15 protein-coding genes are annotated in these 14,289 nt (G+C 35.5%); all 15 read left to right on the forward strand.

Annotation, left to right across the window (positions count from 1 at the left end; all coding sequences use genetic code 11):
* Positions 1 to 155: 155 nt before the first annotated feature.
* The 15 genes from alaS (at position 156) to KM149_RS05925 (ending at position 14,158) form a co-directional block, all read left to right on the forward strand.
* Entirely contained in the window at positions 156 to 2,786 is a 2,631-nt protein-coding gene (gene alaS / locus KM149_RS05855) for an alanine--tRNA ligase (protein ID WP_214969981.1), read from the forward strand.
* Positions 2,787 to 2,848: 62 nt separating this feature from the next.
* Entirely contained in the window at positions 2,849 to 3,121 is a 273-nt protein-coding gene (locus KM149_RS05860) for an IreB family regulatory phosphoprotein (RefSeq protein WP_016425249.1), read from the forward strand.
* The gene (gene ruvX, locus KM149_RS05865; RefSeq protein ID WP_214969978.1) at positions 3,114 to 3,542 is read left to right on the forward strand and encodes a Holliday junction resolvase RuvX; all 429 of its coding nucleotides are present in this window, start codon (positions 3,114 to 3,116) and stop codon (positions 3,540 to 3,542) included. The genes KM149_RS05860 and ruvX overlap by 8 nt, the downstream gene beginning before the upstream one ends.
* A 13-nt stretch (positions 3,543 to 3,555) precedes the next feature.
* Complete coding sequence (locus KM149_RS05870; RefSeq protein ID WP_050330752.1) at positions 3,556 to 3,873, forward strand: DUF1292 domain-containing protein; 318 nt, start codon at positions 3,556 to 3,558, stop codon at positions 3,871 to 3,873.
* A 445-nt stretch (positions 3,874 to 4,318) separates the two neighbouring features.
* Positions 4,319 to 4,963: an O-methyltransferase gene (locus KM149_RS05875; protein ID WP_050345550.1), complete on the forward strand. Its 645-nt coding sequence runs from the start codon at positions 4,319 to 4,321 to the stop codon at positions 4,961 to 4,963.
* Positions 4,956 to 5,885 (forward strand): peptidase U32 family protein, encoded by a 930-nt coding sequence (locus tag KM149_RS05880; protein WP_182280283.1) that lies wholly within the window; start codon positions 4,956 to 4,958, stop codon positions 5,883 to 5,885. Before KM149_RS05875 ends, KM149_RS05880 begins: the two co-directional genes overlap by 8 nt.
* A gap of 19 nt (positions 5,886 to 5,904) precedes the next feature.
* The gene (locus KM149_RS05885; protein ID WP_060829817.1) at positions 5,905 to 7,173 is read left to right on the forward strand and encodes a peptidase U32 family protein; all 1,269 of its coding nucleotides are present in this window, start codon (positions 5,905 to 5,907) and stop codon (positions 7,171 to 7,173) included.
* A gap of 3 nt (positions 7,174 to 7,176) precedes the next feature.
* Positions 7,177 to 7,800 (forward strand): uridine kinase, encoded by a 624-nt coding sequence (gene udk / locus KM149_RS05890; protein WP_060829818.1) that lies wholly within the window; start codon positions 7,177 to 7,179, stop codon positions 7,798 to 7,800.
* Between the two features lie 24 nt (positions 7,801 to 7,824).
* Positions 7,825 to 8,301: a transcription elongation factor GreA gene (gene greA, locus KM149_RS05895; protein WP_016425242.1), complete on the forward strand. Its 477-nt coding sequence runs from the start codon at positions 7,825 to 7,827 to the stop codon at positions 8,299 to 8,301.
* A gap of 302 nt (positions 8,302 to 8,603) precedes the next feature.
* On the forward strand, positions 8,604 to 9,338 hold the full coding sequence (gene pxpB / locus KM149_RS05900; protein WP_214969976.1) for a 5-oxoprolinase subunit PxpB: 735 nt from the start codon (positions 8,604 to 8,606) through the stop codon (positions 9,336 to 9,338).
* On the forward strand, positions 9,328 to 10,353 hold the full coding sequence (locus KM149_RS05905) for a 5-oxoprolinase subunit C family protein (RefSeq protein WP_214969973.1): 1,026 nt from the start codon (positions 9,328 to 9,330) through the stop codon (positions 10,351 to 10,353). The genes pxpB and KM149_RS05905 overlap by 11 nt, the downstream gene beginning before the upstream one ends.
* Positions 10,344 to 10,784 carry a biotin/lipoyl-containing protein gene (locus KM149_RS05910; RefSeq protein WP_241415182.1) on the forward strand — a complete coding sequence of 147 codons (441 nt, stop codon included), beginning with the start codon at positions 10,344 to 10,346 and terminating at the stop codon, positions 10,782 to 10,784. The genes KM149_RS05905 and KM149_RS05910 overlap by 10 nt, the downstream gene beginning before the upstream one ends.
* A gap of 13 nt (positions 10,785 to 10,797) precedes the next feature.
* Complete coding sequence (locus tag KM149_RS05915; protein ID WP_165545535.1) at positions 10,798 to 12,168, forward strand: acetyl-CoA carboxylase biotin carboxylase subunit; 1,371 nt, start codon at positions 10,798 to 10,800, stop codon at positions 12,166 to 12,168.
* Complete coding sequence (gene pxpA / locus KM149_RS05920) at positions 12,158 to 12,916, forward strand: 5-oxoprolinase subunit PxpA (protein ID WP_214969952.1); 759 nt, start codon at positions 12,158 to 12,160, stop codon at positions 12,914 to 12,916. The genes KM149_RS05915 and pxpA overlap by 11 nt, the downstream gene beginning before the upstream one ends.
* A gap of 3 nt (positions 12,917 to 12,919) precedes the next feature.
* Positions 12,920 to 14,158, forward strand: coding sequence for an NRAMP family divalent metal transporter (locus KM149_RS05925; protein WP_165545533.1), 1,239 nt, complete (start codon positions 12,920 to 12,922; stop codon positions 14,156 to 14,158).
* The last annotated feature ends 131 nt before the right edge of the window (positions 14,159 to 14,289 follow it).

Raw genomic sequence — 14,289 nt, forward strand, 5'->3', positions numbered from 1 at the left:
TACGAGTCGTTACATCGAACGCTACTATGTATCATTAATAATAAAAACAAAGAGTGATAGTATGGATTCATACTGTAACTAGGGTGGTACCGCGAACATTCGTCCCTTTCTGCGACGAATGTTTTTTTGTATTTATGAAATGAGGAGTTGTAAAGATGAAAAACTTAAAAGCTAGTGATATTAGACAAATGTATATTGATTTCTTTGTGGAAAAAGGGCATATGGTTGAACCATCAGCTCCCCTTGTACCCATTGATGATGATTCTCTGTTATGGATTAATTCAGGGGTAGCCACTTTGAAAAAATATTTTGATGGCCGTGAAATACCCAAAAAGCCACGTATCGTTAATGCACAAAAATCTATTCGTACAAACGATATCGAAAATGTAGGTTTTACAGCCCGTCACCATACATTTTTTGAAATGCTTGGAAACTTTTCAATTGGGGATTATTTTAAAAAAGAAGCGATTGCGTTTGCTTGGGAGTTTTTAACGAGTCCGAAATGGATGGCAATGGAACCTGAAAAACTTTATGTGACAATTCATCCTGAAGATACGGAAGCATATGATTTTTGGTCTAATCTTATAGGTTTATCGGAAGATCGCATTATCCGAATTGAAGGGAATTTCTGGGATATTGGGGAAGGGCCATCTGGACCTAATACTGAAATATTTTATGACCGTGGAGAGGCATATGGACAAGATGATCCAGCTGAAGAAATGTACCCTGGTGGAGAAAACGAACGTTATTTAGAAGTATGGAATTTAGTATTCAGTGAGTATAATCACAATAAAGACCATACTTATACACCACTACCAAGTAAAAATATTGATACCGGCATGGGATTAGAGCGTATGGCATCGATTTCCCAAAATGTACGTACAAACTATGAAACAGACTTATTTATTCCAATCATTGCAGAAGTTGAAGCCGTTTCAGGAAAAAAATATCTCGTCAATGCGCAACACGATGTTGCATTCAAAGTGATTGCAGACCATATACGTACGATTGCTTTCGCTATTTCTGATGGTGCACTTCCAGCGAATGAAGGACGCGGTTATGTATTGCGCCGTTTATTACGTCGTGCTGTTCGCTTTAGTCAGTCATTAGACATCAATAAACCTTTTATGTATCAACTTGTCGACATTGTGGCAGAAATTATGGAACCTTATTATCCAAATGTTAAAGAAAAGGCAGATTTTATTGCGCGTGTCATTAAATCTGAAGAAGAGCGTTTTCATGAAACACTCGAAGAAGGTCTTTCTATACTTAATCAGTTCATTGAGACTGCGAAAGCATCAGATCGTATCATCAATGGTGAAGATGCTTTCAAATTATATGATACGTACGGTTTCCCAATCGAATTAACAGAGGAAATTGCCGTAAACGAAGGCTTGCAAATTGATATGGATGCATTTGAATCTCATATGGATGCACAACGTGAACGTGCAAGAAAAGCGAGACAAAATAATCAATCAATGCAAGTTCAAAGTGAAGTCTTAAAAGCAATTAAAACGCCAAGTCAATTTTTAGGATATGAAACATTTGAAACAGACGCGGTGATTACCGATATCATTTTAGATGGTGCACGTGTAAGTTCTGCAGATACCGGTGAAACGATACATTTTATTCTAAATCAAACGCCGTTTTATGCTGTTAGTGGTGGACAAGTTGCTGATAAAGGTGTAATTACAAATGATCATTTCGAAATCGCTGTTACAGACGTGATTAAAGCACCTAATGGTCAACACTTACACACAGGTATTGTTCAATTTGGCGAAGTACAAGAAGCAGCAAATGTTACAGCTAAAGTGAACAGCCAAGCGAGAAAGGCGATTATGAAAAACCATAGTGCAACGCATTTACTACATGCTGCATTAAAAACTGTGTTAGGCGAACATGTCAATCAAGCAGGTTCGCTCGTGGACAGTGAGCGACTTCGCTTCGATTTTTCACATATTTCACCTATGACACAAGAAGAAATCGAACGTGTGGAACAACTCGTTAATGAGGAAATTTGGAATAGCATTAATGTAGATATTCAAGAAATGAATATTGAAGATGCAAAAGCTAAAGGCGCTATGGCACTATTTGGAGAAAAATACGGTGATGTTGTTCGTGTTGTTGATATGAGTCCATTCTCAATCGAACTTTGCGGTGGAACACATGTGAATAACACTTCTGAAATTGGTCTCTTTAAAATTACAAGTGAGTCCGGAACAGGTGCGGGTGTCAGACGTATTGAAGCCGTTACAGGACAAAAAGCATTCTTGTATTTAGAACAATACCTCGCGCGCTTTAATGAAATTAAAACTTTGGTCAAAGCAAAATCAGATGAACAAGTTTCAGAAAAAATTGAGCAATTGCAACATAATGAAAAAGATTTACAACGTACGATTGAAGAAAAAAATAAAGCACTCAACCAACTCAAAATGGGCGATATTAAGAGCCAAGTTGAGCAAATCAATGAATTCCCTGTACTGATTACAGAAGTTGAAGTTGATAATGCAAAAGCAATTCGAACAACAATGGATGATTTTAAATCCAAACTCCAAGATACGATTATCATTTTAGCAAGTGATGTTGGAGGTAAAGTATCATTGATTGCAACTGTGCCAAAACAATATACAAATCGCGTTAAAGCTGGCGACTTGATTAAACATCTTGCACCTGAAGTAGGTGGTAAAGGTGGCGGTCGTCCGGACATGGCTCAAGGCGGCGGTACACAACCTGAAAAGATAACAGAAGCATTACAATTTATTAAAAACTATATTAAATCCTTATAATGCAATTAGGTTTCATGTAAAATGGAAGTGTAATCTATTATGGTTTAAGGAGTGTTAAAACTATGGCAAATTTTGATAAAACAATGAAATTCAACTATGAAGATATTCCAAAAGAAAACGTCGAAACGGTTTTAAACAATGTCTATCATACTCTAGAAGAACGTGGTTACAACGCTGTCAATCAAATCGTAGGATACTTATTATCTGGAGATCCTGCATATATACCACGTCATAATGAAGCGAGAAATCAAATTAGACACATCGATCGTGATGATATTATGGAAGAGCTCGTCTCTTATTATTTACAAAACCATAATAAGAAAGACCATGCTTAAACATAAAATTATTGGGTTAGATGTAGGCAGTCGTACTGTCGGCATCGCAATTAGTGATCTAATGGGATGGACAGCACAAGGTTTAGATACACTCCAAATTAACGAAGAAGAAAATCAGCTCGGAATTGAAACCTTAATTGACATTATTAAAAAAGAAAATGTGGGTACTGTAGTCATTGGTTTACCAAAAAATATGAACAATACAATCGGATTTCGAGGAGAAGCATCATTAAAATATAAAGAAGCTTTAGCTAAACAAATGCCAGAGTTAGAAATTGTGATGTGGGATGAGCGATTAAGCACGATGGCAGCTGAACGCTCACTCCTTGAAGCTGATGTATCAAGACAAAAACGCAAAAAAGTTATTGATAAAATGGCGGCTGTATTCATTTTACAAGGCTATTTAGACAGAATTAATTAAGGAGAGCTAAAATATGACAAACGAAAACCATAATCAAGAAATAGAAATTAAAAATGATGAAACATTATTAACACTCTATGATGAAGAAGGTAATGAAGTTCTATATCGTAAAATGTTAGAATTTTACCACCCTGGATTTGAAAAAGAATACGTGATTCTAGCTGAAGAAGGCGCACAAGCGGATGATGATGACTTAATCGAGCTTGTACCGATGATTAATGAGCCTGATGATTCTGGTGAAGGTGGACGTTTCTTACCTGTAGAAACAGATGAAGAGTGGGACATGATTGAAGAAATTGTCAACACAAATATGGAAGATCCTGAAGTTTAGTCTCCAATATAAGTGAAGACGAGCTCAATTTTGATATATGAAAAGTAAATGCAAAACCCTTTAATTAATCAAATTAAGGGTTTTGCCCTTTTTTGTTATTGGAGTCGAATCAAGCACAGAACGTACATGAATTAAATATGAAATAAGAGCCACAGGCAAGGATTTTGCTGTTTACCTACAATTCAATTCTGTGATAAAATATGTAGAAGTGATTTTGATGTATTGAGCTGTCTGGCTTTATTATTTGTATGCGTTTTTCATATTATTTGTTAATCAAAGCTAGATTAATATGTGAAAGAAACACACCAATAGCTCAATTATACTAAAGCATTAAATGTAGTTACTATACATTTATATATGACACCTGTGTTCAAAAAATCAGTCCAGTTAGACTGGTTTATTTTTTGATAAATTTTAGATTAATGTTAAAAGGAAGTTAACATAAATGGAAGATAACAACCAAAACTATCTTTTAAGTTTGCAGTATTATGACAGTCCAATAGACGCATTACGTAGCATTGCTGAAAAGAACAAAGTACCTATTATCGATCAATTATCATTAGATTTGATTAAGCAATTGATTCGAATTCACAATTCTAAACAAATATTAGAAATAGGGAGTGCTATTGGCTATAGTGCTATGCAATTTGCTTCTGTTAATTCAGATATTCAAGTTACAACAATTGAGCGTAACGAAGCCATGATACAAGAAGCAAAAGCAAACATTGAAAATTTAGGGTACCAGTCTCAAATTCAATTGATTGAAGCAGATGCCGCAGACGCATTGGAACTTGTAAATGATCGAATCTATGACATGATTTTTATAGATGCAGCGAAAGCGCAATCGCAACGATTTTTTGAGCTTTATAGTCCACTGCTTCGTGAAAAAGGTGTTATTATAACAGATAATGTTTTATATCATGGTTTTGTTGCCAATATTGATGTAGTAAAGAGTCGAAATGTTAAACAAATGGTTAAAAAAGTACAAAAATATAATGCATGGTTGAGTCAAAGAGAAGACTACTCAACCAACTTTGTTCACATGGATGATGGTTTAGCCATTTCAATAAAGGAGAGTAAAAATGACTGAATTATTAGTGACGCCGAAATCAATCGAACATATAAAGACACTTATTGAAAAAGGGGCAGACGCATTCGTAATTGGAGAAGAAAAATTTGGCTTGCGTCTTGCCGGTGAATTTAATCGTGATGCGATGCGTGAAGCAGTCAATATCATTCATGCGGCAGGGAAAAAAGCATATGCAGCTGTGAATGGCATTTTCCATAATTATCATATTCCTGCACTTGAAGATTATATTGAATTTTTGCATGAAATTAGAGTTGATCGTATTATTTTCGGTGATCCTGCTGTCGTGATGATTGTCAAACAGCAAGCCGAACCAATCCCTTTGAACTGGAATGCAGAAACATTGGTCACGAACCATTTTCAATGTAACTATTGGGGGAAAAGAGGCGCTAAAAGAGCCGTATTAGCAAGAGAATTGAGTCTTGAAGAAATCATCAATATTAAAGAAAATAGTGATGTTGAAATAGAAGTGCAGGTTCACGGGATGACATGTATGTTCCAATCTAAGCGTATGCTTTTAGGTAATTATTACACATTCCAAGAGAGACAAATGAAAATAGAGCGCCAAAATATCGCAGATGATGTGCAACTTCTACTTTACGATGAAGAGCGTGAGAATAAGTATCCTGTTTTTGAGGATTACAATGGTACACATATTATGTCACCGAACGATATTTGTTTAATCGAAGAATTAGAACCACTTTTTGAAGCAGGCATTGATAGTTTTAAAATTGATGGTGTGTTGCATGATGAAGCCTATATCAATACTGTGACGCAACAATATCGAGAAGCTATAGATTTATACAACGAAGATCCAGAAGCGTATGATGATGAAAAATTTATGCTTGTAGAGCCAATTGAGGAAATTCAGCCTGAGCACCGACCATTTGATGAAGGTTTTTATTACAAGCAAACAGTCTACTAATTTATGGGAGAGATTAAAGATGAAGGTACTTGAAGAAGTTAAATCAGGTTCAAAACCTAAATTAAAAAAACCTGAATTACTTGCTCCAGCTGGTAATCTAGAAAAATTAAAAATTGCAATTCACTATGGTGCAGATGCTGTTTTTATAGGTGGCCAAGAATATGGTTTGCGTTCAAATGCTGATAATTTTACGATCGATGAAATTCGTGAAGGTGTTGAATTTGCAAATCAATACGGGGCAAAAGTTTATATTACAACTAATATTATTGCTCATGACGAAAATATAGAAGGTCTTGAAGAATATTTACAACAACTTGAATCAACAGGTGCAACAGGTATCATTGTAGCCGATCCACTCATTATAGAAACATGTAAAAGTGTGGCACCAAAACTAGAAATCCATCTTTCAACACAACAATCATTAAGTAATTATAAAGCTGTTGAATACTGGAAAGAAGAGGGCTTAGATCGTGTCGTATTAGCCCGTGAGACAGGTGCAATGGAAATGAAAGAGATTAAGGATAAAGTTGATATTGAAATCGAAGCCTTTATTCATGGTGCTATGTGTATCGCTTATTCAGGTCGATGTACATTAAGCAATCACATGACTGCACGTGATTCCAATCGCGGTGGATGTTGTCAAAGTTGTCGTTGGGATTACGATTTGTTGACTGTCGATCAAGACGGTGAATTAGATGTTTATTATGATGAAAAAGGACAAGCAACACCTTTTGCAATGAGTCCAAGAGATTTAAAATTGATTGAATCGATCCCCAATATGATGGACTTAGGTATTGATTCATTAAAAATTGAAGGTAGAATGAAGTCGATTCATTATATAGCGACTGTTGTTTCTGTATATAGAAAAGTTATTGATGCTTACGCGGAAGATCCAGAGAATTTCAAAATAAAACCGGAATGGCTTTTTGAACTAGATAAGTGTGCTAACCGTGATACTGCACCAGCATTCTTTAAAGGAACACCGGGTTATGAAGAGCAAATGTTCGGTAATGAATCTTCTAAAAAAGCACCTTTTGATTTCGTTGGGCTAGTTCTTGATTATGATGAAAAAAGTCAAATTGCTACAATCCAACAAAGAAATCACTTTAAGCCAGGTCAAGAAATTGAATTTTTCGGTCCGGAAATTCAAACTTTTTCACAAATTATAGATAAAATCTATGATGAAGAAGGTAATGAACTTGATGCTGCACGTCATCCATTACAAATTATACAAATTAAAGTAGACCAGCCAATTTATCCTAACAACATGATGAGAAAGGAAGTTTAAAGCATGGCAACAACGATAATCGGTATTGCTGGAGGATCAGGTTCAGGAAAAACTTCTGTGACAAACGAAATAATGAACAATTTAGAGGGCCACAGTGTTGCACTGATGGAACAAGATTACTATTATAAAGATCAGTCACATCTCACTTTTGACCAGCGATTACAAACAAATTATGATCATCCATTTGCATTTGATAATGATTTATTAATTCAAAATTTAAAAGCTTTACAGTCGGGACACAGTGTCGAAGTACCGACTTATGACTATACGAAGCATACACGTAGTGATAAAACAATTGCATTTCAACCTAAAGATGTTATTATCGTAGAAGGTATATTTGCGCTTGAAAACAAAGAACTACGTGATATGATGGATGTGAAAATTTTTGTCGACACGGATGCGGATTTGAGAATTTTACGTCGCTTAATTAGAGATACTGAAGAACGAGGACGTACGATGAATTCTGTAATCGAGCAATATCTCAATGTCGTGAGACCAATGCATAATCAGTTTATTGAGCCGACGAAAAAGTTTGCTGATATCATTATACCTGAAGGTGGTTCTAATAAAGTTGCGATTGATATCATGACAACGAAAATTCAAGCGCTCGTTCGTAAACAAGATTAAATACATGTAAAAGGAAGATGTAAAATGGAAAACCAAAAACAATATCCAATGACGCAAGAAGGATTTGAAAAGTTAGAACAAGAACTCGAAGAATTAAAAACGGTAAAACGTCCTGAAGTCGTTGAAAAAATCAAAGTTGCGCGTAGTTTTGGTGATTTATCTGAGAACTCTGAGTACGATGCAGCTAAAGACGAACAAGGTTTTATCGAACAAGATATTCAACGTATTGAGACAATGCTTCGTCATGCTTTGATTATTGAAGATACAGGCGATAACCATGCTGTACAAATTGGTAAAACTGTAACTTTTGTTGAACTTCCTGGGGATGAAGAAGAAAGCTACCAAATTGTAGGATCTGCGGAATCAGATGCATTTAATGGTAAAATTTCTAACGAATCTCCAATGGCGCAAGCTTTAATTGGTAAGCAATTAAATGAAGAAGTACGCGTTCCTCTTCCAAATGGTGGAGAAATGAACGTTAAAATTATAGATATTAAATAAACTTAGATGAATGTAATAAGTAGGACATTGGCATCTAAGTTGCTCTTTTAGAATTTTGAAGTGAACCAATGTCCTCAATCTCACCTTAGTGATTTATTTACATAAATTTGTTTTTTTGATTCGGTGTATGGTTTAATCACCGTTTCTTTTTTTGAATTAAAAACTTTAAAAATAACTTTATTTAATTAAATTTGAATAACAACGTTTCGTAGCTATTTGTTAATACAACGCTTCATTGCGATGGACTTTTACAAAATGATAAAATGGGAATATGTAAGGGTTTTTATAAAGGGGGGCTACAATTGAATTTTCGTCAAATCAGTGAGCAATCGTTCATGATTTATTTTAAATCCGAAATAAGTGAAGATGTCTTTGAAAATGTTAATTTTGTGGTTGATTATCTTCGTTCAAAAAACCATCCATATATACAAGAAGTTGTGCCGTCTTATCGAGCAATTTTAGTTTATTTTGATGGTATCCGTATTACTTTTGAAACATTAATTGAAGAACTTGAACTCAATCAACTGAATTATAATCATGAACATAACGCACAAGGGCAGCGTAGAATTATTAATTTACCTGTGCTATATGGAGGGAAATGGGGACCTGACATAGACGTCGTTGCTGCCCATAACCAATTGTCAATAGAGCAAGTAATTCAATATCATACTGAAGCATTTTATCTCGTTTATATGATTGGCTTTATGCCAGGCTTTCCGTTTTTAGGAGGATTGAACAAGAAGCTCCATACTCCGAGAAAAGAAGAGCCAAGAATTAAAATAAAAGCGGGATCAGTCGGTATTGCAAATAATCAAACAGGTCTGTATCCTTCAGATTCTCCCGGTGGGTGGCAAATTATAGGAAGAACACCTATTGATGTTTTTAATCCCCATAGGGATCCTAAAATATTGTATAAACCTGGAGATAAAATAAAATTTTATTCCATTAATGAGGAAAAATTCCTGCATGTACAAAAATATGTACAAAAAAATCAGCTAGATTATGATGAATGGGTGATGATTGAAGATGTCGATTAAAATATTAAAGCCCGGATTATTTACCACAGTTCAAGATATGGGACGTTATAGTCATCAGTTTGAAGGGTATTCACCTGCTGGTGTATTAGATCGGCCGAGTTATGAAATATTAAATACTTTATTAGAAACGGAAAACCAACCCGCACTTGAAGTGACAATGATTGGACCTAAAATCAAGTTTTTAAGAAGAAATTTAATGGCATTAACAGGAGCACAATTTTCAGCTACTTTAAATAACGAACCTATTCCTCACCAAACAGTAATTAAGGTAGAAAAGGGCGACGTACTCGATGTAGGAAAAGTAGAAAAAGGAATGCGAGGCTATATCGGATTTGCTGAAATATTAGATATCCCAAAAGTCGAAGGGAGCTATTCTACACATACTCGGACACGAATTGGTGGCTATAAAGGGCGTCAATTAAAGGAAAATGATATTTTGAAAACCATGCCAGGTCGTATAGATCTCAGTTTAATCGGGCGTTCAAGTGATTACTCTAGTTTTAATAAAGCAAGACACTTACCGATTGGCATCATGGATGGACCACAACTTGAATCTTTTACAAGACGAACAATTAAGGAGATTGAGCAATTTGAATTCAAAATTTCAGAAAGTTCAGACCGAATGGGCTATCGTTTAAAAGGGCAATCGATTCAACCCTTCCAAAGCGCCGATATTATTTCTGAACCTGTTGCATTAGGTAGTGTTCAAGTGCCTAAAGATGGCAATCCAATTATTTTATTAAATGACAGACAGACGGTTGGCGGGTACACAAAAATTGGTACTGTCATTGATTGTGACATCGTTGATATTGCACAAAAACAACCTGGAGAAACAATAAAATTTGAATGGATCACATTTAATGAAGCTAACGAAATTTTAGCAAGAAAGCGACGTAAGCTTGATGACGCAAAAGCTAAAATTCGTAAACAACCGCAACGTTTCTTAAAAAACATTCGACCTACACAGCAAAAAATTAAAACTTTTCTTAAAGGAGATCAATTACCATGGATTTAAAACAAATCGAACAAACATTAAACTTGTTAAATCATTACGGTGCGAAACACTTTAAATATAAAGATGATGATATTGAACTTGAATTGGACTTGTTTACTAATACTAACGGTCAATCAATTGAACAATTTGACGCTTCTCCATTACAAGTAGCTCAAAACACAAATGAGAATGTACAAAAGCAAGAAGAAAATGAATCAAAAGCGATTCGCTCACAAATGATAGGAACATTCTATTTGCAAGATGAAAAAGAATTAACTAAACCCATTATTAAAGTTGGCGACAAAGTCAATAAAGGAGATATTATCGGCTACATTGAAGCGATGAAAGTTATGAATGAAGTTACTGCTGATGAGGATGGAGAAATCCAAGAAATTTTAATTGGCCACGGTGAGAATGTCGAATTTAATCAAGCAATTGTAACTTTAAAATAATGGGGGTGAAAGCATGTATCGTGTATTAGTTGCAAATAGAGGAGAAATAGCGGTACGTATTATAAGAGCGCTTAGAGAAATGGGGATGGAGTCTGTCGCGATTTATGCCGTTGGTGATGAAGATAGTTTGCATGTGAAACTCGCTGATGACGCCGTCTGCATCGGGCAGCCTAATCCACTTGATAGTTATTTGCATATTCGTAAAATCTTGTCAGCCGCAGAAGTTACAAATGCAAATGCAATTCATCCGGGCTATGGCTTCTTATCTGAAAGCCCAGTTTTTGCTGAAAAAGTAGAAAGCGAAGGCCTCTATTTTATTGGCCCTACTAAAGAAACAATGAAATTAATGGGAGATAAAATTACTGCGAGACAAACCGTTGACCAAGCAGGCGTGCCAGTCATTCCTGGTTCAAAATCGTCTGTAGAAGATATTGAAGAAATTGAAAAACTTGCAGAAGAAATTGGTTATCCACTTGTTATTAAAGCGGCAAGTGGTGGAGGCGGTAAAGGTATTCGCATTGTTAAAGACGAATCTCAATTAGAACGCGCATTTAAAGAAGCCAAAAGCGAAGGTAATAAATATTTTAACGATGATCGTGTTTATGTTGAGGCATTTATCCCTGTAGCAAAACATGTTGAAGTTCAAGTTTTAGGTGATGGACAAGGACAATATATCCATTTAGGCGAGAGAGATTGCTCTGTACAAAGAAAAAACCAAAAACTGATTGAAGAATCGCCATGTAGCGCTTTAAGTGATGAAAAAAGAGAAAAGATTTGTAATGATGCTGTCAAAGTAGCTCAAGCTGCTCAATATAGAAGTGCAGGAACGATTGAGTTTCTCGTTACGGAGGATGCTTATTACTTTATTGAAATGAATGCACGTATTCAAGTCGAGCATACAGTGACTGAAATGCGTACGGATATTGATCTAGTTCGCCAACAATTATTAATAATGAAGAACGGTCAACTCGATTTAAATCAGGAAGATATTTCGTTTAAAGGCCATGTCATAGAAGCAAGAATTAACGCTGAAGATCCTGAAAAAGGGTTCCGTCCGACACCGGGTACAGTTCAACGCCTTCATTTCCCTCATGGCTTCAATATACGAGTTGACTCGCTTTTATACAGCGGTTATACTGTATCTTCATATTACGATTCACTTGTAGCTAAAGTCATAGTCAAAGGTGAATCTAGACAACATGCGATTGAAAAATTAAAAGTAACTTTAGATGAACTCGTTATAGATGGTTTTAGTACGACTGCAGACTTTTTATATGCATTACTTTCGTATCCGCCATATTTTGAAGGAGATGCAAAAGAAGTAGATATTAAATTTTTAGACCGACATAACATATTTAAGGAGGCCACTGAAAATGAAAATTGATTTAAACTGTGATTTAGGTGAAAGCTTTGGTAATTACAAAATTGGTAACGATCAATCTGTCATACCTTTAATTACATCTGCAAATATTGCATGTGGCTTTCATGCGGGTGATGAAAATGTTATGGCTGAAACAGTTAAACTTGCCAAACAAAATCATGTAGGTATCGGTGCACATCCAGGTTTTCCTGACTTGCAGGGTTTTGGTCGTCGAAACTTAGACATGTCATTAAACGAAATTTTTAATATGGTGGTCTATCAAGTTGGTGCCTTAAAAACTTTTTGCGACATTCAAGGTGTCAAACTTAATCATGTGAAACCACATGGGGCTTTATATCAAATGGCTTCTAGAAATGCAGACATCGCAAAGGCGATTGCTTCTGCAATCCATCAAATAGACCCAAAATTATATTTAATGGGGCTCTCAAATTCTATTTTGATTGAGGAGGGAAGAAAGCAAGGATTAAATGTGGCTTCTGAAGTTTTTGCCGATCGTAGATATGAGAATGACGGCCAATTAGTCAGTCGTAAAAAGGAAGGCGCCGTTATCGAAGATTCACATGAGGCTATTGAACAAGTTTTACAAATGGTTAAAGAAGGTACTGTTAAAACGATTTCAGGTGAAATAATAGATATCAAAGCAGATACTATTTGTGTCCACGGGGATGGTGCTCATGCACTGGATTTCGTTAAACAAATTCGATCGCATCTCTCAGATGAAAATGTTGATATCAGTACATTAGGGGGTTAATAAATGAATAAAGATCCAAATCAAATTGAGAATAATGAAAGTTTTCAATTCACAAAAACACATAAGAGACTGTTGTTAGGCTCTGTATTTTTAATGGCTACTTCTGCAATTGGGCCTGCCTTTTTAACGCAAACTGCTGTATTTACACAACAATTTATGGCGAGTTTCGCTTTTGCAATATTGCTCTCTATCATTATAGATATCGGTGCACAAATTAATATTTGGCGTATCCTTGTTGTGACTGGTTATCGTGGCCAAGAAATTGCGAATGAAGTTATTAAAGGATTAGGAACTTTCATCTCAATATTAATTGCTATAGGGGGATTAGCATTTAATATTGGAAACATTGCTGGTGCTGGATTAGGACTTAATGCTATTTTTGGACTCGATGTTAGAGTAGGTTCAGCGGTTACAGCTGCCATCGCGATATTAGTGTTTATCTCAAAAAATGGTCAAAAGATTATGGACGTTGTGACAATGATATTAGGTGTCGTGATGATTGCGACTGTTGCATATGTCATGGTGCAGTCTCATCCGCCTTATCTTGATGCAGCAAAACATATGATTTTACCTGAAAATCCTTCGTCACTCGTATTACCTATCATTACATTGGTCGGGGGTACCGTTGGGGGATATATTACATTTGCTGGTGCGCATCGAATATTAGATGCTGGTATTAAAGGAGAAAATTATTTACCTTTTGTGAACCGTTCGGCAATAACAGGTATCCTCACAACAGGTGTGATGAGAGCGCTCTTGTTTTTAGCTGTTTTAGGTGTCGTGGTTACTGGTGTGACATTGAATCAAGATAATCCACCAGCTTCAGTTTTCGAACATGCAGTAGGACCGATTGGAAAAAATATTTTCGGTGTTGTTCTCTTTGCTGCTGCGATGTCATCTGTTATTGGATCTGCATATACAAGTACAACTTTCATAAAAACATTACATCATAAAATTAAAACTTATGATAACTATGTTGTTGTAGCCTTCATAGTTATTTCTACTTTGATATTCTTATTTATTGGTAAACCTGTAAAATTACTGATTATTGCAGGTGCACTTAATGGATTAATTCTTCCAATTGTATTGGGAACAATTTTGATTGCTTCAAAAAATAAACGAATCGTAGGTGACTATAAACACCCAACTTGGATGCTTATATTTGGGATTGTAGCAGTTGTCGTTACCATTTTTACAGGGTTTTTCTCTTTACAAGGTTTAGCAGCTTTATGGAATCAATAAGATTGGATTTAAAATCTGAGGTTATAAGAAAATGTTTCAAAATTAGGATACGATGATTTTAATACAATCTTTGCAAACAAGTGTTAACAGGATGACAAATGTCACCCTGTTTTTTTATATATTTATGTTCA

Origin of the sequence: Staphylococcus coagulans, assembly GCF_022557135.1 — a bacterium.
In the GTDB taxonomy this organism is placed as follows: Bacteria; Bacillota; Bacilli; order Staphylococcales; family Staphylococcaceae; genus Staphylococcus; species Staphylococcus coagulans.

Coding starts and splice junctions, on each gene's coding strand:
- greA (WP_016425242.1), top strand. CDS start 7,825: ATGGAAAACCAAAAACAATATCCAATGACGCAAGAAGGATTTGAAAAG.
- KM149_RS05905 (WP_214969973.1), top strand. CDS start 9,328: ATGTCGATTAAAATATTAAAGCCCGGATTATTTACCACAGTTCAAGAT.
- udk (WP_060829818.1), top strand. CDS start 7,177: ATGGCAACAACGATAATCGGTATTGCTGGAGGATCAGGTTCAGGAAAA.
- KM149_RS05860 (WP_016425249.1), top strand. CDS start 2,849: ATGGCAAATTTTGATAAAACAATGAAATTCAACTATGAAGATATTCCA.
- KM149_RS05875 (WP_050345550.1), top strand. CDS start 4,319: ATGGAAGATAACAACCAAAACTATCTTTTAAGTTTGCAGTATTATGAC.
- KM149_RS05925 (WP_165545533.1), top strand. CDS start 12,920: ATGAATAAAGATCCAAATCAAATTGAGAATAATGAAAGTTTTCAATTC.
- alaS (WP_214969981.1), top strand. CDS start 156: ATGAAAAACTTAAAAGCTAGTGATATTAGACAAATGTATATTGATTTC.
- KM149_RS05915 (WP_165545535.1), top strand. CDS start 10,798: ATGTATCGTGTATTAGTTGCAAATAGAGGAGAAATAGCGGTACGTATT.
- KM149_RS05880 (WP_182280283.1), top strand. CDS start 4,956: ATGACTGAATTATTAGTGACGCCGAAATCAATCGAACATATAAAGACA.
- KM149_RS05870 (WP_050330752.1), top strand. CDS start 3,556: ATGACAAACGAAAACCATAATCAAGAAATAGAAATTAAAAATGATGAA.
- pxpA (WP_214969952.1), top strand. CDS start 12,158: ATGAAAATTGATTTAAACTGTGATTTAGGTGAAAGCTTTGGTAATTAC.
- KM149_RS05910 (WP_241415182.1), top strand. CDS start 10,344: ATGGATTTAAAACAAATCGAACAAACATTAAACTTGTTAAATCATTAC.
- KM149_RS05885 (WP_060829817.1), top strand. CDS start 5,905: ATGAAGGTACTTGAAGAAGTTAAATCAGGTTCAAAACCTAAATTAAAA.
- ruvX (WP_214969978.1), top strand. CDS start 3,114: ATGCTTAAACATAAAATTATTGGGTTAGATGTAGGCAGTCGTACTGTC.